General features: G+C 54.9%; 21 protein-coding genes. 6 read left to right on the top strand and 15 right to left on the bottom strand.

Annotated features, from left to right (window positions below; translation table 11 throughout):
- Position 1 precedes the first annotated feature (1 nt).
- Both ACGS9J_RS14485 and ACGS9J_RS14480 read left to right on the top strand, forming a co-directional pair.
- Entirely contained in the window at positions 2-1,540 is a 1,539-nt protein-coding gene (locus tag ACGS9J_RS14485; RefSeq protein WP_442231572.1) for a sulfatase-like hydrolase/transferase, read from the top strand.
- 129 nt (positions 1,541-1,669) lie between these two features.
- Positions 1,670-1,930 carry a YfhL family 4Fe-4S dicluster ferredoxin gene (locus tag ACGS9J_RS14480; protein ID WP_442231571.1) on the top strand — a complete coding sequence of 87 codons (261 nt, stop codon included), beginning with the start codon at positions 1,670-1,672 and terminating at the stop codon, positions 1,928-1,930.
- Between the two features lie 62 nt (positions 1,931-1,992).
- On the opposite strand, the gene acpS is transcribed toward ACGS9J_RS14480, so the two are convergent.
- From acpS to lepA, 7 genes are all read right to left on the bottom strand, one after another.
- Positions 1,993-2,373: a holo-ACP synthase gene (acpS, locus tag ACGS9J_RS14475; RefSeq protein WP_442231570.1), complete on the bottom strand. Its 381-nt coding sequence runs from the start codon at positions 2,371-2,373 to the stop codon at positions 1,993-1,995.
- Positions 2,373-3,104, bottom strand: a complete 732-nt coding sequence (pdxJ, locus tag ACGS9J_RS14470; protein WP_442231569.1) for a pyridoxine 5'-phosphate synthase — start codon at positions 3,102-3,104, stop codon at positions 2,373-2,375. The genes acpS and pdxJ overlap by 1 nt, the downstream gene beginning before the upstream one ends.
- A 73-nt stretch (positions 3,105-3,177) precedes the next feature.
- A complete protein-coding gene (gene recO / locus ACGS9J_RS14465; RefSeq protein ID WP_442231568.1) occupies positions 3,178-3,909 on the bottom strand; it encodes a DNA repair protein RecO in 732 nt (243 codons plus the stop codon).
- Between the two features lie 8 nt (positions 3,910-3,917).
- Positions 3,918-4,826: a GTPase Era gene (gene era / locus ACGS9J_RS14460; RefSeq protein WP_442231567.1), complete on the bottom strand. Its 909-nt coding sequence runs from the start codon at positions 4,824-4,826 to the stop codon at positions 3,918-3,920.
- A complete protein-coding gene (gene rnc, locus ACGS9J_RS14455; protein ID WP_041414862.1) occupies positions 4,823-5,503 on the bottom strand; it encodes a ribonuclease III in 681 nt (226 codons plus the stop codon). The genes era and rnc overlap by 4 nt, the downstream gene beginning before the upstream one ends.
- Before the next feature lie 182 nt (positions 5,504-5,685).
- Positions 5,686-6,663: a signal peptidase I gene (gene lepB, locus ACGS9J_RS14450; RefSeq protein WP_442231566.1), complete on the bottom strand. Its 978-nt coding sequence runs from the start codon at positions 6,661-6,663 to the stop codon at positions 5,686-5,688.
- 32 nt (positions 6,664-6,695) lie between these two features.
- Positions 6,696-8,495, bottom strand: coding sequence for a translation elongation factor 4 (gene lepA, locus ACGS9J_RS14445; protein ID WP_442231565.1), 1,800 nt, complete (start codon positions 8,493-8,495; stop codon positions 6,696-6,698).
- Positions 8,496-9,037: 542 nt separating this feature from the next.
- On the opposite strand from lepA, the gene ACGS9J_RS14440 reads away from it, so the two are divergent.
- The gene (locus ACGS9J_RS14440) at positions 9,038-9,877 is read left to right on the top strand and encodes a hypothetical protein (protein WP_442231564.1); all 840 of its coding nucleotides are present in this window, start codon (positions 9,038-9,040) and stop codon (positions 9,875-9,877) included.
- Here the strand turns inward: ACGS9J_RS14440 and rseC are convergent.
- Genes rseC through rpoE form a run of 4 tightly spaced genes read right to left on the bottom strand, consistent with a single transcriptional unit; the run spans position 9,874 to position 12,565 of the window.
- Entirely contained in the window at positions 9,874-10,350 is a 477-nt protein-coding gene (rseC, locus tag ACGS9J_RS14435) for a SoxR-reducing system protein RseC (RefSeq protein WP_442231563.1), read from the bottom strand. The genes ACGS9J_RS14440 and rseC overlap by 4 nt on opposite strands.
- Positions 10,347-11,306: a sigma-E factor regulatory protein RseB gene (rseB, locus tag ACGS9J_RS14430; RefSeq protein ID WP_442231562.1), complete on the bottom strand. Its 960-nt coding sequence runs from the start codon at positions 11,304-11,306 to the stop codon at positions 10,347-10,349. Before rseB ends, rseC begins: the two co-directional genes overlap by 4 nt.
- A complete protein-coding gene (rseA, locus tag ACGS9J_RS14425; protein WP_020828261.1) occupies positions 11,306-11,959 on the bottom strand; it encodes an anti-sigma-E factor RseA in 654 nt (217 codons plus the stop codon). Before rseA ends, rseB begins: the two co-directional genes overlap by 1 nt.
- A 30-nt stretch (positions 11,960-11,989) precedes the next feature.
- Positions 11,990-12,565 (bottom strand): RNA polymerase sigma factor RpoE, encoded by a 576-nt coding sequence (rpoE, locus tag ACGS9J_RS14420; protein ID WP_012146382.1) that lies wholly within the window; start codon positions 12,563-12,565, stop codon positions 11,990-11,992.
- A gap of 213 nt (positions 12,566-12,778) precedes the next feature.
- On the opposite strand from rpoE, the gene nadB reads away from it, so the two are divergent.
- Positions 12,779-14,386, top strand: a complete 1,608-nt coding sequence (gene nadB / locus ACGS9J_RS14415; RefSeq protein WP_442231561.1) for an L-aspartate oxidase — start codon at positions 12,779-12,781, stop codon at positions 14,384-14,386.
- Positions 14,387-14,422: 36 nt separating this feature from the next.
- On the opposite strand, the gene trmN is transcribed toward nadB, so the two are convergent.
- Positions 14,423-15,205 carry a tRNA(1)(Val) (adenine(37)-N(6))-methyltransferase TrmN gene (gene trmN / locus ACGS9J_RS14410; RefSeq protein WP_442231560.1) on the bottom strand — a complete coding sequence of 261 codons (783 nt, stop codon included), beginning with the start codon at positions 15,203-15,205 and terminating at the stop codon, positions 14,423-14,425.
- Positions 15,206-15,304: 99 nt separating this feature from the next.
- Between trmN and srmB the strand changes: the two genes are divergently transcribed.
- Positions 15,305-16,630 (top strand): ATP-dependent RNA helicase SrmB, encoded by a 1,326-nt coding sequence (gene srmB / locus ACGS9J_RS14405; RefSeq protein WP_442231559.1) that lies wholly within the window; start codon positions 15,305-15,307, stop codon positions 16,628-16,630.
- Between the two features lie 57 nt (positions 16,631-16,687).
- Here srmB and ACGS9J_RS14400 read toward each other — a convergent pair whose 3' ends face one another.
- The 3 genes from ACGS9J_RS14400 to grcA form a co-directional block, all read right to left on the bottom strand.
- Entirely contained in the window at positions 16,688-17,443 is a 756-nt protein-coding gene (locus ACGS9J_RS14400; protein WP_442231558.1) for an ankyrin repeat domain-containing protein, read from the bottom strand.
- Positions 17,436-18,398 (bottom strand): phospholipase, encoded by a 963-nt coding sequence (locus ACGS9J_RS14395; RefSeq protein WP_442231557.1) that lies wholly within the window; start codon positions 18,396-18,398, stop codon positions 17,436-17,438. Before ACGS9J_RS14395 ends, ACGS9J_RS14400 begins: the two co-directional genes overlap by 8 nt.
- Positions 18,399-18,582: 184 nt before the next feature.
- On the bottom strand, positions 18,583-18,966 hold the full coding sequence (gene grcA / locus ACGS9J_RS14390) for an autonomous glycyl radical cofactor GrcA (RefSeq protein WP_020828267.1): 384 nt from the start codon (positions 18,964-18,966) through the stop codon (positions 18,583-18,585).
- Positions 18,967-19,312: 346 nt separating this feature from the next.
- Between grcA and ung the strand changes: the two genes are divergently transcribed.
- Complete coding sequence (gene ung / locus ACGS9J_RS14385; protein WP_442231556.1) at positions 19,313-19,996, top strand: uracil-DNA glycosylase; 684 nt, start codon at positions 19,313-19,315, stop codon at positions 19,994-19,996.
- Positions 19,997-20,043: the final 47 nt, after the last annotated feature.

Below are 20,043 nucleotides of genomic sequence, written 5' to 3'. Positions count from 1 at the left end.
AATGAAAACACACACCGCAATTTTAAATAAATTCCACACATCAGCAACATCGCCCTTAATTCGTGATTTTTTTATTTTCGTTGTCACTTCGTTGATATTAATAAAATCGATGGGCTATGGCGGCACCAAAGGGATTGATGTCCTGTTTATTTCCCTTACGCTGTTATTATTATCTGCACTCCCCCTCACCCGATATCTGTTCATCATTCCCTATATTATACTTTGTGCCCTCTATGCCCCTGTCGGCGTGATATATGGCCCACCTTCGGTTTCCGTGGTCTCGGCACTGTTTCAAACCAACAGGGTCGAAGCCGTCGAATTCCTGCACGCCATCCCGGCAGGCTGCTATCTGCTCCCCTCAGCCACACTGCTGATGCTGTTTCTTCTCGTTCGCTACTGCTGGCGCCGTCCATTTTCGATCCGAAAGGTTTTGCCATTTGTGCTGATTTTTATCCTGGTGCTGTTTGCCAGAATACTCGGCGGAAACATGGGGAATCTTAAATTGGTGGATTTCTTTTCCTCATTTATTTCTTCATACCAGAGCTACGACCAGCAAATGGCAGAACTCGACGCGGGCACGCAGACCCAACCCCGTTGGACTATTAATGGTGTGAATAATAACGAGGAGAACTATGTCATTATCGTGGGTGAAAGTATGCGCCGGGACTATATGTCATTATTTGGCTACCCGACGCCGACCACACCATTTCTGGATCACGTTAACGGCACCTTTTACAGCAATTATATTTCCACCGCGCCGAACACTTTCGAATCACTGCCGAGAACCCTGGCACTGAGCGACGGAAAAAGCAGCCATATTTCAGATAATATTATTACGCTGGCAAAAGCCGCAGGACTGCATACTCATTGGTTTTCCAACCAGGGGTTGATTGGCCAATTTGATACACCGATCTCCAAAATAGCCATGTTCAGTGAAGATCATCAGTTCCTGAAAAAAGGAGATTACCAATCGCGCAACACCGATGATGATGAGCTGCTGCCATTGTTGCAAACTGCACTGACTAACAATGGCTCAGGAAACCTGTATGTTCTGCATATCATGGGTTCACACTCTGACTTTTGTGAACGGCTTGGCGGCGAGCCGCCAGTTTTCACCAGCGACAACGCGGAACTCGCCTGTTACCTTTCAACCTACCGCAAGACGGATAGGTTCATCGCACATGCCTATCGGATGCTGCAAGAGACCCATTCGCCCTTTAAATTAATCTACTTCTCTGACCACGGCCTTTATCACCGAAATATTGACGGCAAACTGTACCTGCGTCATGGCGGCGATACCCGGCAGAATTACGAAGTGCCATTGGTGGTGCTTTCTGATACCGACCAACAACGAACCTTCATTGACAATCCGCACAGCGCCTTCGAGTTTATCAGTCTGTTCGCCCAGCAGGCCGGCATCGTCGTGACGCATCCACAGCTGCATGCGGCCGTGGCCGGCCCCGGTAAGCGCCCCACTTTCAATGGTCAGGAAATGGTTGATTTCGATCAGTTGGCCAATGACCCGCCAGAGTTACTATGACGGTCGTCTCCGCGGGTTGAGCGCACTGTAGCAACGCATTGGCGGGCACAGAGGGAAAAACACCCCATAAAATGGGTTTTATGATAGATTGCGCGCCTGTTCGTGTGCACCGATTAAAAGATAACTGAAATGGCTCTGCTGATTACCAAAAAATGCATCAACTGCGATATGTGCGAACCGGAATGCCCGAATCAGGCCATTTCGATGGGTGACGATATTTATCAGATCGATACCGATCGCTGTACCGAATGCGTCGGCCATTACGATATCCCAACCTGCCAGCAGGTGTGCCCAATCGACAACACCATTGTCGTTAATCCAGAGCACCGCGAAACCAACGAACAGCTGTGGGACAAATTTGTGGTGCTGCATCACGCCGATCGGCTGTGACACAGAAATTCAGATCGACAAGGGCGCCAACAGGCGCCCTTTTTTAATGGCCGATCACCGGGTTACCCTTCGATAATCACCGTCGCACAGGCATAACGGCGTTCATCCGCCAGCGAAACGTGAATGGAGGTAACCCCCATCTCTTGCGCCAGCTCGGCGGCACGTGCATGCAAGCGGATATTCGGCTTGCCGAGACCATCGTTGAACACTTCAAACTGATTAAACGCCAAACCGTTGCGAATACCGGTGCCAAAAGCCTTGGCGGCAGCCTCTTTCACCGCAAAACGTTTGGCCAGAAAACGCACCGGCTGCTGATGCTGCTGATACACTTCCCATTCGGTATCGCTCAGTACTCGGCGTGCCAGACGATCGCCGCTGCGCTCTACTACCGCTTCGATACGCGCCATTTCAACGATATCGGTGCCCAGCCCCAGCACGGCCATTAGCGGCGCGCTTCACGCATCAGCAGTTTCATATCCGTCACCGCAACCGGCAGCCCACACATGACCGCCTGGCCGATAATGGCATGACCGATATTCAGCTCATGCATTTCCGGCAGAGCGGCGATCGGCTGAACGTTATGGTACGTCAGACCGTGACCGGCATTGACCTTCAGGCCTTTCTCTGCGGCATAGGTGGCGGCAACGGCGATACGATGCAGCTCGGCTTTGACCGCCAGTTCGCCTTCAGCTTCCGCATAAGCGCCGGTGTGGATTTCAATGTAGGGAGCGCCCACCGCAACCGCCGCATCGATCTGACGATGGTCAGGATCGATAAACAGCGAAACCAGAATGCCGGCTTGCGCCAAGCGTTCAACGGCGATAGCCATTTTGTCCTGCTGTCCGGCAACGTCCAACCCGCCCTCGGTAGTCACTTCTGCGCGTTTTTCCGGCACCAGACAGCAAAAATGCGGTTTCAGCTCAATGGCAATATCCAGCATTTCGTCGGTCACGGCCATTTCCAGATTCATGCGCGTCTGGATGGTCTGGCGCAAAATTCGGACATCGCGATCGGTGATATGGCGACGGTCTTCACGCAGGTGCACAGTGATCCCGTCGGCCCCAGCCTGCTCGGCAATAAATGCCGCCTGAACCGGATCCGGGTATTGGGTACCGCGCGCGTTACGTAACGTGGCGATGTGATCGATATTGACGCCCAGCAGCAAATCAGCCATGACAACCCTCTAAAAAACGATTTTCAGTGGCCGTAGTTTACACGTGGGGACAGTACCGCAAAAGGGGAAAAGGTCAGGCGTCGTCGACCGGCGTATCCGGTTGTTTGCGCACAAACTGCCGAAACAGCTCGCGGCTCTTCAGTGGTTTACCGCCCAGGTAGGGTTTAAGCGCCATGCGGGTGAAACGTTTGGCGGCGCGTAAGGTTTGCACATCGGGGAACTGACGCTCTGCCAGCGCGCGCAATTCGCGGCCGGTAAAGCTGTAATGGTCCACCACCAGGCTGGCTATAAAGCCTTTTTCCTCGCGGTAACGATAAGTCATGCCGTCATCCACCGGCAGGCCGCTGCCGGCACAATGCAGGAAGTCCAGGCCGTAACCCAGGTGATTCAACAAGGCCAATTCGAATTGACGCAATGCCTGTTCCGGCGAAACGTCTTCTGCCGCCAGCGCTTGCAAACATTGCAGATAATCGAAGAACAATACCGAGTAATTGGCTTCCTGCTCCAGCACCCGTGACAGCAGTTCATTCACGTAGAGGCCGCTGTACAGCATCATGCCGCTGAGGGGTAAACCGAGGGACACCGCTTCGGCGCTACGCAGCGTTTTGACTTCGCCACGACCGCCCCAGCGCACTAACAGAGGAGTAAAGGGCTGCAGACAACCCTTTAGATTGGAACGACGGCTGCGCGCACCTTTTGCCAGTAAACGCACCCGTCCATGACCTTCCGTGAACATATCCAGCATCAGGCTGGTTTCACTGTACGGTCGTCCATGCAGGACGAAAGCGCGCTCCCAGCCGTCCATTGGAGAGGTTATTTCAGGTCGTCGGTATAGCCCAGGCTACGCAACGCACGTTCGTCGTCCGCCCAGCCCGATTTCACTTTCACCCACAGTTCCAGATGCACTTTGGTTTCAAACATCTGTTCCATATCCTGGCGGGCTTCGATACCGATCGTTTTGATCTTCGCACCTTTGTTACCGATGACCATCTTCTTCTGGCCTTCGCGCTCAACCAGGATCAGACCGTGCACGTTGTAACCACCGCGCTCGTTCGGCACAAACTGTTCGATCTCAACCGTCACCGAGTAAGGCAGCTCTTCACCCAGGAAACGCATCAGTTTTTCACGAATAATTTCCGACGCCATAAAGCGCTGGGAACGGTCGGTGATGTAATCGTCCGGGAAGTGGTGTTCCGCTTCCGGCAGTACCTTGCGCGCGATAGCCGCGATGGTGTCCACATTCATCCCTTTCTCGGCGGAGATTGGCACCACGTCGAGGAAGTTCATCTGTTGGCTGAGGAACGCAATATGCGGCAACAGTTTGGACTTGTCGGTAACGTTGTCGACCTTGTTGATCGCCAGCAGCACCGGACATTTCAGGCTGCGCAGCTTAATGACCACCATTTCATCGTCGGCGGTCCAGTTAGTGCCTTCTACCACGAAGATCACCAGCTCGACGTCGCCGATTGAGCTGCTGGCGGCACGGTTCATCAAACGGTTGATGGCGCGCTTTTCTTCGATGTGCAGACCCGGGGTGTCGACGTAGATGGCCTGATAGGCGCCATCGGTATCGATACCCATAATGCGGTGACGGGTCGTCTGCGGTTTACGCGAGGTGATGGAGACTTTTTGCCCCAACAGCTGGTTCAGCAACGTGGATTTTCCCACGTTGGGACGACCGACTATCGCAATAAAACCACAGTATTGTTTTACTTCGCTCATTCAAGCTCCAGATTTTTCAGCGCTTGTTCCGCTGCCGCCTGCTCGGCTTTACGACGGCTTGAACCGGTTCCCATTACGGGCTCGCTCAAACCACTCACCTGACAGTGGATAGTAAACTCCTGATCGTGCGCCTCACCGCGAACCTGCACCACCAGATAAGAAGGTAACGGCAGATGACGACCTTGCAAAAACTCCTGTAAACGGGTTTTTGGGTCTTTCTGCTTATCACCAGGGCTGATTTCGTCCAACCGGCTGCGATACCAGTCCAAAATCAGTCGTTCAACAGTTTGAATATCGCTATCCAGGAACACGCCGCCAATTAATGCTTCCACCGTATCCGCCAGGATTGACTCGCGGCGGAATCCACCACTTTTCAACTCGCCCGGACCGAGACGCAGACATTCTCCCAGGTCGAACTCACGCCCCATCTCCGCCAACGTATTGCCGCGCACCAGCGTGGCACGCATACGGCTCATATCGCCCTCGTCTACGCGAGGGAAACGATGGTAGAGCGCATTGGCGATGACAAAACTCAGGATAGAGTCACCCAGAAACTCAAGACGTTCATTGTGTTTACTGCTGGCGCTACGGTGAGTTAACGCTTGCAGCAAGAGCTCCTGCTGTTGAAAAGTGTAGCCCAGCTTCCGCTGTAGCCTATTTATTACGATGGGGTTCATGAGTTACCAATAGATCAAGAATGCGTCAAAAACTTGCAGCATACGGAACAGGCCTGCTTCGCCGAAAGCCAATCCAAAGCTGTTTCGTTTGCAGTGGCTCCCAACAGGGAGCCAACTTTTTATCGCTCGAGCCGGTATTCTACAACGAGTGGAAATATAATGCTGCGTTTATAGACGCCTGATTAATGAATTCCACCGATGCGGCTAAATCTTACGCCGGTAGGCCATTCGCCTTCCTGCTTTTCAAAACTCATCCAGATAGCCGTGGCTTTACCCACCAGATTTTTCTCCGGTACGAAGCCCCAATAACGGCTGTCGGCGCTGTTGTCGCGGTTATCACCCATCATGAAGTAATGACCCGCCGGCACAACCCACTCCGCCAACTGTTTACCCGGTTGCTGATAGTAAGCGCCCACCTGATCCTGCGTGCCCGGCACGGTCAGAATATGGTGAGAAACCGAGCCCAGCGTCTCCTGACGTTCACGCAGACGAATGCCGCCCTGCGGTACGTTGTCGCTCAGCGGGATCTGGTAGAAGCCGTTGCTGGCTTCCCCCATGCCGCTGCGGCTGAACAACTGAACAAAGTCGCTTGGCTGCGCATCGTTGTAAGTCACCGCCAATGCGGTATCGCATGACTGGCCGCTATTACACGAAGGCTGAACGGTCACACGCTTATTGACCGGATCGTAACTTACGCGGTCGCCCGGCAGGCCAACAACGCGTTTGATATAATCCAGTTTCGGATCCAGCGGATATTTAAATACCGCAATATCACCGCGCTTCGGATGACCGGTTTCAATTAGCGTGGTCTGGGTAATAGGATCTTTAATGCCGTAGGCATATTTCTCCACCAGAATAAAATCGCCAATCAACAGCGTCGGCATCATCGAACCGGACGGGATCTGGAAAGGTTCGTAAATAAACGAACGCACCACAAAGACCAGCAGCAATACCGGGAACACCGATGCGCCGGTTTCAATCCAACCCGGCTGTTTCGCCACTTTCGCCAGCGTTTTATCGTCTACGGTACCCGCAGTCTGTGCATTCACCGCCGCAATCTTGGCCCGGCGGGCAGGCGCCCATTTAAAGCGCTCAAAGGCCCAAATGATCCCGGTAACCAACGTTGCCAGCGCCAGGATCAGGGCAAACATATTCGCCATGCAAACTCCCTAGTTACGCGAACTTATCGCTCTTACTTACTGTCTTTGCCAACGTGCAGAATGGCCAGGAACGCTTCTTGCGGCAACTCTACGTTACCGACCTGCTTCATGCGTTTCTTACCGTCTTTCTGTTTCTGCAACAGTTTCTTCTTACGGCTGACATCGCCGCCGTAGCATTTTGCCAGAACGTTTTTACGCAGCTGTTTCACCGTGGAACGCGCGATGATATGGGTACCGATTGCCGCCTGAATGGCGATATCGAACTGCTGACGCGGGATCAGCTCTTTCATCTTCTCCACCAGCTCACGGCCACGGTACTGCGCGTTGTCGCGGTGAGTGATCAACGCCAGCGCATCCACACGCTCGTTGTTGATCAGCACGTCGACGCGCACCATGTCAGAGGTCTGGAAGCGTTTGAAGTTGTAATCCAGCGACGCATAGCCGCGAGAAGTGGACTTCAGACGGTCGAAGAAGTCGAGCACCACTTCCGCCATCGGGATTTCATAAGTCAGCGCGACCTGATTGCCGTGATAAACCATGTTGGTCTGCACGCCACGTTTCTCGATACACAGCGTGATGACGTTACCCAGGTATTCCTGCGGCATCAGCATGTGACATTCGGCGATCGGCTCACGCAGCTCTTCGATGTTGTTCAGCGGCGGCAGCTTGGACGGGCTGTCAACGTAAATAGTCTCTTTGCCGGTGGTTTCCACTTCATACACTACCGTCGGTGCGGTAGTGATCAGTTCCAGATCGTATTCACGCTCCAGACGTTCCTGGATGATTTCCATGTGCAGCAGGCCGAGGAAGCCACAACGGAAGCCGAAGCCCAGCGCGGTGGAACTCTCTGGCTCGTAGAACAGGGAGGCATCGTTCAGACTCAGTTTGCCCAATGCGTCGCGGAAGGACTCATAGTCGTCAGAGCTGATCGGGAACAGACCCGCGTAAACCTGCGGCTTCACTTTTTTGAAGCCTGGCAAGGCCTTGTCCGCCGGATGACGGGCCAGTGTCAGGGTATCGCCCACCGGCGCGCCGAGGATGTCTTTAATTGCGCAGACCAACCAGCCCACTTCGCCACAGTTCAACACGTCGCGATCGACACGCTTCGGCGTGAAGATACCCAGACGGTCGGCGTTATAGGTTTGACCGGTGCTCATGACCTTGATCTTGTCGCCCTTGCGCATGGTGCCGTTTTTAACACGCACCAGAGAAACTACGCCCAGGTAGTTATCGAACCAGGAGTCAATGATCAGGGCCTGCAGCGGGGCTTCCGGATCGCCTTGCGGCCCCGGAATATCACGCACCAGGCGTTCGAGCACTTCCGGTACGCCTACGCCGGTTTTGGCCGAGCAACGCACCGCGTCGGTGGCGTCGATGCCAACGATGTCTTCGATCTCCTGCGCAGCGCGATCGGGATCGGCAGCCGGTAAGTCAATTTTGTTCAGTACCGGCACCACTTCCAGATCCATATCCAGTGCGGTGTAGCAGTTAGCCAGCGTCTGGGCTTCTACGCCCTGCCCGGCATCGACTACCAGCAGCGCGCCTTCACAGGCGGCCAGTGAGCGTGAAACTTCGTATGAGAAGTCAACGTGCCCTGGGGTGTCGATAAAGTTGAGCTGATAGGTTTGACCGTCTTGCGCCTTATAATCCAGCGTGACGCTCTGCGCTTTGATGGTAATACCGCGCTCGCGCTCCAGATCCATAGAATCGAGCACCTGCGCGGCCATTTCACGTTCGGTCAAGCCACCGCAAATTTGGATAATGCGGTCGGACAGCGTCGACTTACCGTGGTCAATGTGGGCAATAATGGAGAAATTTCGTATATGCTTCATTATAAAAGTTTTTCTGCCTTGGTATTTCTGAATTACTCGCCTATAGAAACCCGCATGGACCTAAAGCGACAGTGAATGGGTTCGGCCGTCTTGCGCCTGAATCGCTGCATTCTACATGCCACAACACTGAAAACCTAGCGATCGGTGCAGTGAAGGCATTCTATTATGTACACTTTAATGTTACAGAGCGCCCCGGGTTATGAAAGCCAATGTTAACAAAACCCAGCGCGGTCACCACGCCAAGTTACAGCCGCCTTTACCGCCCGCATTCCTTGACCTGCCATCAGCAAGATCCGGCGCTAATACATAACCGCCAATAACGCAATAAACCCTCTCCGAGTTTTTGATGAAATAATATCTGGATCAACATCTTAGAATTACACTCTGCACCTCCGGCTTTAGGAAAAACCCCATATACGCTTCCCGGTAGCTTCTATAGAAATGAGGGTGAACACCGCGACAAAACATAATTCAGGGCACTACATCGGCATGCCCACCGGGGTTCACCAGCATATCTCTGCGCATTGATTGGAAGGTGCATAATGATCGATAAAGGGCAAATGCTGAGCCGGCACGATTTTTCTAAGGTCAACTGGGGCATTCTGACGGCAGCTGCGCTGCTGTTAACCATTGGTGCGGCATTGCTGTTACTGCCGCTACTGGGCAATATGGATGAAAATGCAATACTGACCCAACTGCAAACCGGCGCAGCCACTATTTTACTCGGCTGTATTCTTCTGGCGCTACGCCACTGTCTGCGGCCGGCGTTGACCTATCGTCTGTACGAACACGGCGTCCGGGTGATTAACCAACATAATCACAAGGAGCGCTTTATTCCCTTTGAAAAAATCGGGGATATTTATCGTTTTCGCGGCGGTCGTCTGTTTGGCGGATTGTTCGACGTAATGGCATTTCGCACCTCAGCCGAACACCCCTGGTGCCCGGTGTTCAGCAACCTGTCTCATTCCTGGCGGCTGGCGGATACCATTATCAATCAGCAGATACAGCAGCGAGGGCCGCAGGCGCTGAATGCGTTGTATCAGGGGGAAGTGCTGTCGTTTCACTATCTCAGCTGTGGCGCTCGTTGGCTGAATCATTTGCTGCCCGGTAACCGGAAGAGAAAACCGGCCCAAACGCTGCAACTGAGTGCTACGGCGCTGATCACGGCTCAGGGGTCAATCCCGATTGAGCAAATCCGCGAACTCGAGAATAATCCACGGCGCGGCACCATTCGCCTGCTGGATAATCAGGGCAATGCGTTGTTTACGATAGGGTATTTTTCGCTGCTCAGCGCCGATCTGTTTGTAGCGCTGCTGGAGCATATGATCTACAGCCGCATCCCCGCCTACCATAACCCGGCGATGACGCGGCAGCAGTTTTAATGCAGAGGGTCGTTTTCCGTCTGCAGGCGCATGGCCCCAGGCGGCAAACCAATTTGCAGAACGACAGGTTGGTAATTCGCTTGCTCGCCGAGACGATGTGCCAAGCCACGCGCCAGAATAAAGGCCAGCCCACCGCCCAGCAGTGCACCGAACGCGGCAGAAGCGTCGGTGCCAAACCAGTATTGCAACAGGCTGCCGCCCAGCATCATTCCCACCAGCGGCGTCAGATAAACCAGCATCGCTGAACGCAGCAGGCTGCCTTCGGCAATGCCCACTTCAACCCGCTGTCCCGGCTCAAGCGGCTGCTCAATACGCACCTGCAGTTGGTGTTCCGTTTCCGGCACCAGTTCATTCAGCGCGCGCGCACCGCAACCAGAGCGAGCAGTACAGCTGCTGCATCCGGCTTTCGGTTCACAGCGCAGCAGCGCCACACCCTGTTGCCACGAGACTACCGTGGCCCACTCTTTCATCATTGTGGTGATACCTTAAAAGCAATACTGTCAGCGATACGTTTGGCCGTTGCCGGCGGCAATTCACCCACGATGGTGATCTCATTGCCGTTGCGCACTTCGGTCTGAATGGTACGCCGCCCCTGGCGATAATATTGCTGGCCGGCACCGCTGCCCGCAGGGCTGACATTGACCGAGAAGCTGAATAAGCCGTCGCTGTAAAGCCGCGATTCAACAGGCTCCGCCACATTCGGCAATTTGCGACGGTTACGCGCCACTTCATCGACCCCAGCCGGTAACCAGCCGGTGCTCCAGCTCAACTTGATTTTATCTACTGCCGGAAGCGACAGCAACGGTGGCAGATTCGCCTTGATCAGCCCCTGCATCGCGCTTTGCACTTGCGACCCGACCACAAACGAAATCACCCGGTATTGCTCGAGCGTTTCGCCGTCACGATCGATCAGATCCACCCGCAGCGGCAGTTTGGTATCTTCGTCCATCCAGACAATATAGCTATAGCGAGAGCCATCACGCGCAACCACGCGGATCACTTCGCAGGGACGATCGGAAATACGGGTGCTGCCAACGGAGATGAAATCGTAATATTTCGCCAGACGATCGAAATCAGCATAAACGATAGCCGGCAACGCATCGACGATGTGATCGCCGGACAGCGTAAAGGGTTCCAGGCCGGGTTCGAAATAGCTGATCCCCCCGCCGCGTTGTAACACTTCACGGCGTGGGCCATCCATATGCAACAGTTGACCCAGCGGCTGCTGGTCGATCACCGCATGACGATAGCGCAGCGATTCGATCCCCTGCTTGCTGATGCTGATATACGCGAGTTCATAATTGAGCGAACGGCTGGCACTGCTCATCTGTTGTAACAACGCCCCGGACGCAGTGGGCTGCGCCGGGGCGATGTTTGAGTAGAGCAGGCTGCCCGTCAATAGACAGACGGAGAACCAAATTTGCTTCATTACTGCTGTTGCATTCCTAAAGACTGAGTTCCGGGAACCTGAACGGCAGCCTGTTGTGGGGTGCTTTGCTCAAGCTGCAGCTGATCAGAATGCAAACGACGTTGCAACTCATAATCTTGCAGCATGGCGTTAATGCGTTTGCGCTGTTCCTGTACCTGCTGCTGTTGCCCGCTGCCGGTAGAGAAACTGTCTGCCGGTACGCCAAGGCTAACCGGTGACGCCTGCCCCATGATCGGCAGGGTAGTGAATGCTGGTGATTCAGCGGCACCCGATTGCGCAGCCGGTTGATTGTACTGCTGTACGCCTACAATCACCGCGAGCGACACGCAGGCCGCCATGCCAATCTGTGTGATCTGGCTGGCCCAGGGACGAACTTTGTCCCAGAACGGCATTTTTTGCCAGGTGTGCGGTTGCGGCTGAGACTCCGGCACGGCAGAAGGAACCAGACGTGCGGGTTCTTTCTCAAGTGCGGCAGCAACACGATCTGCGATATCGAAATGCATGACTTGCCCGATATCACCCCGTAGTGTGTCACGTATCAGGTGATAGCTCTGCCAGCTTTGTTGAAGCGCCCTGTCTTTAGACAATGAACTCAGTAGCTCGCTGTCGAGCGATTCCCCATCCATCAGAGCGGAAAGCTTTTCTTTCTGCATGCCTAAGTACCCTTCCTGTGTCCGCCATTGCTAACGCTGAATCAGCGGTTGAACTTTATTATCGATAGCCTCCCTGGCGCGGAAAATACGCGAACGTACGGTTCCGACCGGGCAATCCATAATGGCAGCTATCTCTTCGTAGCTTAGACCATCCAACTCCCGCAGGGTAATCGCCATGCGAAGATCCTCAGGGAGAGACTCAATGGTACGGAAAACTATCTGTCTCAGCTCTTCTGACAACATTAAGTTCTCAGGGTTCGAAATTTCTTTCAGTGCGCCCGCACTTTCGTAATTTTCGGCGTCGTTGGCATCCACATCGCTGGATGGCGGACGACGGCCCTGGGCAACCAAATAATTCTTTGCCGTGTTCACGGCAATTCGATACAACCAGGTATAGAAAGCGCTATCCCCACGGAATGATTCCAGTGCGCGATAGGCTTTAATAAACGACTCCTGCACCACATCCGGCACATCGCCCTGCGGTACATACCGGGAAACGAGACTCGCAACTTTATGCTGGTAACGAATTACCAGTAAGTTAAACGATTTCTGATCGCCCTTTTGGACCCGCTCAACCAGAACTTGATCCGTTAACTGCTCGCTCATCCGAGGTAAACTCTCCCCAAATCCGTCTCCACGCGTAAAATTGTACTGCCAGCCATACATTATTTTCCTGAGCAAGCACTCGCTTGGAGTTCATACAGAACACGAAGTTCCGTATTGCCATTGTTTTTTATGTTGATGTCACCCTTCCGTGGCTTTTGCCCGGACAATTAGGCTAACATGAATTTCACTCTTCTTCTGCACACATCATACGTTATGCAACCATCATCTGAACATGTTAGCGATGTACTGATCGTCGGCAGCGGTGCTGCTGGCCTGTCACTGGCGTTGCGCCTGGCGCAGCATTGCAAGGTTACCGTACTCAGCAAGGGGCCGCTCAACGAAGGCGCCACATTCTATGCCCAAGGCGGGATCGCCGCGGTTTTCGATGAAACGGACAGCATTGCCTCACACGTTGATGACACTTTGATTGCCGGAGCCGGCCTGTGTGACAGAGACGCCGTTGAGTTTATCGCCGGCAATGCGCGCCACTGCGTGCAGTGGTTGATTGATCAAGGGGTATTGTTCGACACCGAAGTTAACGCTCAGGGCGAGGAACATTACCACCTGACGCGGGAAGGGGGGCACAGCCACCGCCGTATCCTGCATGCCGCCGATGCTACAGGTAAAGAAGTAGAGACCACCCTGGTAGGGAAAGCAAGCGCCCACCCTAATATTTGCGTGATGGAGCGCCGCAACGCGGTCGATCTGATTACCTCAAACAAAATCGGCCTGCCGGGTACCCGTCGGGTAGTCGGCGCCTATGTCTGGAACCGCGAACTGGAACAGGTGGAAACCTACCGCGCCAAAACGGTGGTGCTGGCTACCGGCGGTGCGGCCAAGGTGTATCAATACACCACCAACCCGGATATCTCTTCCGGAGACGGTATCGCCATGGCCTGGCGCGCAGGCTGCCGGGTCGCCAACCTTGAATTTAACCAGTTTCACCCGACCTGCCTGTTCCATCCTCAGGCGCGTAACTTCCTGCTGACCGAAGCCTTGCGCGGCGAAGGCGCTTACCTGAAGCGCCCGGACGGCAGCCGCTTTATGCCCGATTTTGACCCGCGAGGCGAACTGGCCCCCCGTGACGTAGTGGCGCGCGCCATCGACCACGAAATGAAGCGCCTGGGTGCGGATTGCATGTATCTGGACATCAGTCATAAACCGGCTGAATTCATCACCCAGCATTTCCCGATGATCCATGAAAAACTGCTGACGCTGGGTTTCGATCTGACCACGCAGCCGATTCCTATCGTACCCGCCGCGCACTACACCTGCGGCGGCGTAATGGTCGATCAGCATGGTCGTACCGATCTGGATGGGCTGTATGCCATTGGCGAAGTCAGCTACACCGGTCTGCATGGTGCCAACCGCATGGCATCCAATTCGCTGCTGGAATGTCTGGTCTATGGCTGGTCGGCGGCAGAGGACATCAAGATGCGTCTGCCGTTTATCAAGCTGGCGAAACAGCTGCCACAGTGGGATGAAAGCCGGGTGGACGACGCGGATGAGCGAGTGGTCATTCAGCACAACTGGCATGAGCTGCGACTGTTTATGTGGGACTACGTTGGGATCGTGCGCACTACCAAACGGTTGGAGCGCGCACTGCGCCGTATCAATACACTGCAAGCGGAAATCGACGAGTACTACGCCAACTTCCGCATCTCCAACAATCTGCTGGAGTTGCGTAATCTGGTGCAAGTCGCGGAGTTAATCGTTCGCAGCGCCATGGCGCGCAAAGAAAGCCGCGGACTGCACTATACGCTGGACTACCCGGATATGTTGCCGGAAGCGCTGCCAACCATACTGCAGCCACCGTTGTGATACGGCGAGGGTGCCCATAGCGGCACCCTTTTCATTTTAATAAAACAGATAGAATTCGGTAATCAAACGACGGAAATCTTCGGTGTAACTGCCATCAGCCAGCTTAATCGCCAGCCTTTGCTCCGTTTTTTCTTCCGTCGGTTGCCGCGTCAGGGCCAACAGTACCCGGTGCAACGGCGTATCGGCACGATCGCTGACATTCACCCGCTGCGCAGTATGCCACCCACGGCGTTGTGCATTACCTTCAAAGGCCTCACCGATGTCATGCGGCAGCACCACGCAAAAAGTCCCCTGCGGCGCGATCAACCGCTCCGCGCTTTCCAGTAAGGCATCGTGAGTGAGGGTTTCGGTATAACGCGCATTATGGCGCGCCTGGTCGCGGCAAGCGACGGCAGGCTCGAAATACGGCGGGTTGCTGACGATCACATCATATTCACCGGCATGCTGCTGAGCAAAATGGTGAATGTCCTGCGCATGCACTTGAATGCGCTGAGGCCAAGGGGATCCCTGAACGTTGTCACGCGCCTGTGCGGCCGCGGCCTGGTCCAGCTCCACCGCATCGATCAGCACGCTCTCGGCTGAACGCTGCGCCAGCATCAGTGCAATGAGCCCGCTGCCGCTGCCGATATCCAGCACCCGCTGCGCCCGCACCAATGGCGCCCATGCGCCGAGCAGCACGCCGTCGGTGCCCACTTTCATTGCACAGCGATCGTGAGCAACAAAAAATTGTTTAAAGGTAAAACCACCGCGACGCGGGGTGAAATTTGCTTTCGATTGAGTGCTCACAATAACCACCTGAAGACAAAACTGGCGTAGCATAAGGCAATCTGATTTTTGGGAAAAGAGATGCTTTCCGCTTAAATAGGTGAAGAACGCGGCCAACCCGTCTATAATCGGCGCCCCAAGTAGAGGTAGACCATGACAGTAACCAATTTTTCCGAACTCGAACTCGATGAACGCCTGATAAACGCCCTGCGCGATAAAGGCTACGAACGCCCAACCGCCATTCAAGCCGAGGCGATCCCGCCTGCGATGGATGGGCGCGACGTATTGGGTTCGGCGCCAACCGGCACCGGCAAGACCGCGGCATTTTTGCTGCCGGTATTGCAACATCTGCTCGACTTCCCACGCAAGAAGTCCGGCCCACCGCGCGTACTGATCCTTACTCCGACACGCGAGCTGGCGATGCAGGTAGCCGATCAGGCACGTGAACTGGCTGCTCATACTTCGCTGGATATCGCCACCATCACCGGCGGCGTCGCTTATATGAACCACGCGGAAGTCTTTAGCGAAAACCAGGACGTGGTGGTCGCGACCACCGGCCGCCTGCTGCAGTATATTAAAGAAGAAAACTTCGACTGCCGCGCGGTAGAGACGCTGATCCTCGATGAAGCCGACCGCATGCTCGACATGGGCTTCGCGCAGGACATCGAAACCATTTCCGCCGAGACCCGCTGGCGTAACCAGACCCTGCTGTTCTCCGCGACGCTGGAAGGCGATGCCATCCGTGAATTCGCCGAACGCATTCTGAAAGAACCGGTGGAAGTCGAAGCCGATCCGTCACGCCGCGAGCGCAAAAAGATCCTGCAGTGGTACTACCGCGCTGACGACGTACAGCATAAAACCGCCCTGCTGGTGCACTTGCTGCAACAACCGGACGTGCAGAAATCCGTGATCTTCGTGCGCAAACGTGAGCGTGTGCATGAGCTGGCCGGCTGGCTGCGCGAAGCAGGCATCAACACCTGCTACCTCGAAGGCGAAATGGTGCAGGCCAAACGCAACGAAGCGGTAAAACGCATGATGGACGGCCGTGTCAACGTGCTGGTCGCTACCGACGTTGCTGCCCGTGGTTTGGATATCCTGGATATCACCCACGTGTTCAACTTCGACATGCCGCGCACCGCGGACACCTATCTGCACCGTATCGGCCGTACCGGTCGTGCCGGGCGCAAAGGTACCGCCATCTCGCTGGTTGAGGCACACGACCACCTGCTGCTGGGCAAAGTGGGCCGTTACCTGAACGAGCCGTTGAAAGCACGCGTGATCGATGAGCTACGCCCATCAACCAAAGTGCCAAGCGAAAAGAGCAACGGCAAGCCTTCGAAGAAAGTGCTGGCCAAGCGTGCCTCAGACAAAGAAAAGAACAAAGAAAAAGCCAAGGTGAAAGTACGTCATCGCGATGCGAAAAACGTAGGTAAACGCCGCCAGCCTAAAGAAAAGCCTGAGGGCAACGGCGCGAAGTAATGCTGCCGCCGTGAATAAAAACCGCCTCCATTTCTGAAGGCGGTTTTTTTATGCCCGTTACGGTTGCGCGTAATGCGCCGCCTGCTGATGGGCTTTCAGCCAGGTATTAAGTTGACGATAACGATCGCGCATTTCTTCATTCTGCAACGCAGTCGGCGTCTGCGATAAATAGAATTGGAAGGTCACGCCCTGCTGATTGCGCGCTTTGGCATCCGCCCCCGCTTGCAGCAACATCAACGCTAACTGTGGCGCGTTGATTTTGGCCGCCAGATGCAAAGGCGTATCCCCCAGTCGGTCACTCAACGTGACATCCGCACCGGCCACCAACAACAGGCGCACTTGTTCTTCCCGCCCCGCCAAAACTGCCGTAGCCAACGGCGTAGCGCCGGTCACTGCATTGCGTGGGTTTATCGGCACACCATTCGCCAGCAACAATTGCAGATACTGCGGATCTTGCACTGCGGCAGCGGTATGCAAGGCGCTGTTGCCATCCAGGCCCGGAGTGGCCACATCTGCCCCCAGCGCCAACAGCGAATTTAGGCTTTGCGGTTGCTGCGACAATATCGCCCACTGCGGTAAAGTGACCTGACGGTCGCCCTGCTCACGTAAGCGCGCCTGCGTTGCCTGCTCGGCAACGTCCTGTTGATCACCACGCGCGACCGCCTGAGCCAACGCCAGGTTGCTGTGCCCGTTAAATGGCGAGATATCCCGATTCATCTGTTGTTCCTTAGCCATGACCAGCAAACCGGCGATCGCGATCACCGCCAGTGTGCCGATAATTAACGTCTGCCATACGCGCCGCCTGTCAGGCATGGGCCTTCGTCTCCCAGAGCTTTTGCTCCGCCATCGAACTGATCACCTTATCAATTCCGTGTGCGGTCAGGCTGCGATCCACATGTTTGCTCGGCCGCCAATCGTCAATGCCGCTCAGGGTATCGTTATTGGCCAGCGTGATTTTATGCCCGATCGCATCCGGGATCAGCGAAGTGGATTCCTGCGTGCCGGTCAACATATCGTATTGCTCGCTGTAACGCCGAATACCACCTGCCTGCGCATCCTGCTTCGCCGCGGCCGGATCGATCCCCATCCGGTTCAACGTGTAGTCGGAAACGCCCGCAGCATTAAACGTCACCGCCACCGTGCCCGTCGCCAGCGCCGCCGTAGCCGCCAGACCGCCACCAAGCGAATGACCGGCAATCACCAGCGCATCGCCAAAGGCTGCTTTGGCGCTTTTAGCGAGGGCTACCGCCTGATTGTACTGCACATCGTCATAGCCGGTCGCCTGGCGCACATTGCTCAGCCAGTCGCGCATATCGTTGGTACCGGCAAAGGCCAACACGTACTGCTGGTTATCGCTGTAGATCCCTGCCTGAAAACCCGATGCCGCATCCTGCAGGCTGGCGGGGTCAATGCCCGCGCCAAGCAAAATGCTGTCGCTCAACCTGCTGAATCCTTCAACGCCCTGGCTGCTGGTGCTGTAAACGTCTTTAGCCAGTAGCGCCAGCGTATAATCCCCCTGCTGCGGCTGCTGACCACGCGTCACGCCCTGATTCGCCGCAGCCGGAGCCGCTGCCGACATATCGCTGACCAGCGTGTTCAGCAGGCTCTGGGCATTCAGGCTGTTCTGCGAAAGCGTAACCGCTGGGGGCTTGGTCGCAGGGGTTTCAACGGGCTGGGATGAACTCAAGGGTTCCGGCAGCGTGCGCGCCATCGGGGGCTGAATGGCCGCGTGGCTGACCGCAGAGGTAAAACTCAAAGACATACTCATGCCGACTCCTTGTCGATAGACTTAACAATGCCGCACCCAAATGGGCACTGCTGTAGCTATCGGCAGGTCGGAGCAGTTCTGTAATGCGGAAGATTATCTTTGCGAGGAATGTGATCCGGATTCACTTTCTGGCCGGCGAGCGTAAAAAAGGGAGCCGAAGCTCCCTTGTTAACTCTGCAGGTGATTACAGGCTTTCTGTAAAAGTACGTGTAATCACGTCACGCTGCTGTTCTGGCGTCAGTGAGTTGAAACGCACCGCATAGCCGGACACGCGGATGGTCAACTGCGGGTATTTCTCCGGGTGCTTAACCGCATCTTCCAGAGTTTCGCGACGCAGTACGTTCACGTTCAGGTGCTGACCACCCTCTACGCGTACGGTAGATTGCATTTCCAGCGGCACTTCGCGGTACTCGATCTGGCCCAGCTCGCTGACCGGTACTACCTGGTCTTCCGCATAGTTGGCTTTAGCACAAACGCAGCGGGCTTCTGATGTTTCGTCGTCCAACAGCCAGAAAGAGTTCACCAACGCCTGGTCGTTCGCTTTAGTGATTTGAATACCAGTAATCATTTTGTTGCCTCCGTACAAGGGCGAAAAATTCTACTTCGAGAAAAAACCCAATTTTGGTTTCGGCCATTTGGTAAAACCATTGTTGTCTTGTTGTTCTGTATACCAGCCTGGCCGGGGCAATTCTTTGATTAAAGTCAATTTTCGCGGGGTACCCACAGAGGGAGAATTGGCAAGTTTATGTTTTATGTCAATTTTCCTCGCAGAGTACATCGCAATTATTTTTGTAAATTTTAAAAAATATTTGTATCCATGACGACGGCAGAAAGAGAAAAGCGGGTTTCGCTGCGTGAAGCTAAACGGTAAGCTATGCACAGTGAATTGTTAACGAAAACAAAGGAGAGCGTTTATGTCCACCTCCCTCACCTGGCATGATGTCATCGGCAAGGAGAAAGAGCAGCCCTATTTTCATGAAACGCTTGCCTTTGTTGCCGCTGAACGCCAGGCCGGTAAGACCATTTATCCACCGCAAAAAGACGTGTTCAACGCCTTCCGTTTTACCGAACTGGCGGACGTGAAGGTGGTGATCCTCGGCCAGGATCCCTACCATGGCCCGAATCAGGCCCACGGCTTGTCCTTCTCGGTGCTCCCCGGTGTGCCCGCGCCCCCTTCACTGGTGAATATGTATAAAGAGCTGGCGACGGATATTCCGGGCTTTGAACGCCCCAGCCACGGCTGCCTGCAAAGTTGGGCGGAACAGGGCGTGCTGTTGCTGAATACGGTATTGACCGTTGAAGGCGGCCAGGCTCACTCTCACGCCAAGCTGGGCTGGGAAACCTTTACCGATAGAGTGATCGCCGCGCTGAATGAAAATCGCGAAGGCGTAGTGTTCCTGCTGTGGGGCTCGCATGCCCAGAAAAAAGGCAATTTTATCGATCGCAACCGCCACCACGTGTTGAAAGCGCCGCACCCTTCCCCGCTTTCCGCCCATCGCGGTTTCCTCGGCTGCCGCCACTTCTCGCAGACCAACCAACTGTTGGAGCAACAGGGGTTGAAGCCTATCGACTGGCTACCGCGACTGCCGCAGGCATAATCCAGACGCAAAAAAGGCACCCGCAGGTGCCTTTTCCTTATTGAATT

This window comes from Serratia quinivorans, assembly GCF_052113645.1.
In the GTDB taxonomy this organism is placed as follows: Bacteria; Pseudomonadota; Gammaproteobacteria; order Enterobacterales; family Enterobacteriaceae; genus Serratia; species Serratia quinivorans_B.
This window is presented reverse-complemented; position numbering and strand designations above follow the sequence as displayed.

Excerpts from the sequence above, each read along its gene's own strand:
- ACGS9J_RS14485 (WP_442231572.1), top strand. The coding sequence starts at position 2 with ATGAAAACACACACCGCAATTTTAAATAAATTCCACACATCAGCAACA.
- ACGS9J_RS14480 (WP_442231571.1), top strand. The coding sequence starts at position 1,670 with ATGGCTCTGCTGATTACCAAAAAATGCATCAACTGCGATATGTGCGAA.
- acpS (WP_442231570.1), bottom strand. The coding sequence starts at position 2,373 with ATGGCCGTGCTGGGGCTGGGCACCGATATCGTTGAAATGGCGCGTATC.
- pdxJ (WP_442231569.1), bottom strand. The coding sequence starts at position 3,104 with ATGGCTGATTTGCTGCTGGGCGTCAATATCGATCACATCGCCACGTTA.
- recO (WP_442231568.1), bottom strand. The coding sequence starts at position 3,909 with ATGGACGGCTGGGAGCGCGCTTTCGTCCTGCATGGACGACCGTACAGT.
- era (WP_442231567.1), bottom strand. The coding sequence starts at position 4,826 with ATGAGCGAAGTAAAACAATACTGTGGTTTTATTGCGATAGTCGGTCGT.
- rnc (WP_041414862.1), bottom strand. The coding sequence starts at position 5,503 with ATGAACCCCATCGTAATAAATAGGCTACAGCGGAAGCTGGGCTACACT.
- lepB (WP_442231566.1), bottom strand. The coding sequence starts at position 6,663 with ATGGCGAATATGTTTGCCCTGATCCTGGCGCTGGCAACGTTGGTTACC.
- lepA (WP_442231565.1), bottom strand. The coding sequence starts at position 8,495 with ATGAAGCATATACGAAATTTCTCCATTATTGCCCACATTGACCACGGT.
- ACGS9J_RS14440 (WP_442231564.1), top strand. The coding sequence starts at position 9,038 with ATGATCGATAAAGGGCAAATGCTGAGCCGGCACGATTTTTCTAAGGTC.
- rseC (WP_442231563.1), bottom strand. The coding sequence starts at position 10,350 with ATGATGAAAGAGTGGGCCACGGTAGTCTCGTGGCAACAGGGTGTGGCG.
- rseB (WP_442231562.1), bottom strand. The coding sequence starts at position 11,306 with ATGAAGCAAATTTGGTTCTCCGTCTGTCTATTGACGGGCAGCCTGCTC.
- rseA (WP_020828261.1), bottom strand. The coding sequence starts at position 11,959 with ATGCAGAAAGAAAAGCTTTCCGCTCTGATGGATGGGGAATCGCTCGAC.
- rpoE (WP_012146382.1), bottom strand. The coding sequence starts at position 12,565 with ATGAGCGAGCAGTTAACGGATCAAGTTCTGGTTGAGCGGGTCCAAAAG.
- nadB (WP_442231561.1), top strand. The coding sequence starts at position 12,779 with ATGCAACCATCATCTGAACATGTTAGCGATGTACTGATCGTCGGCAGC.
- trmN (WP_442231560.1), bottom strand. The coding sequence starts at position 15,205 with ATGCTACGCCAGTTTTGTCTTCAGGTGGTTATTGTGAGCACTCAATCG.
- srmB (WP_442231559.1), top strand. The coding sequence starts at position 15,305 with ATGACAGTAACCAATTTTTCCGAACTCGAACTCGATGAACGCCTGATA.
- ACGS9J_RS14400 (WP_442231558.1), bottom strand. The coding sequence starts at position 17,443 with ATGCCTGACAGGCGGCGCGTATGGCAGACGTTAATTATCGGCACACTG.
- ACGS9J_RS14395 (WP_442231557.1), bottom strand. The coding sequence starts at position 18,398 with ATGAGTATGTCTTTGAGTTTTACCTCTGCGGTCAGCCACGCGGCCATT.
- grcA (WP_020828267.1), bottom strand. The coding sequence starts at position 18,966 with ATGATTACTGGTATTCAAATCACTAAAGCGAACGACCAGGCGTTGGTG.
- ung (WP_442231556.1), top strand. The coding sequence starts at position 19,313 with ATGTCCACCTCCCTCACCTGGCATGATGTCATCGGCAAGGAGAAAGAG.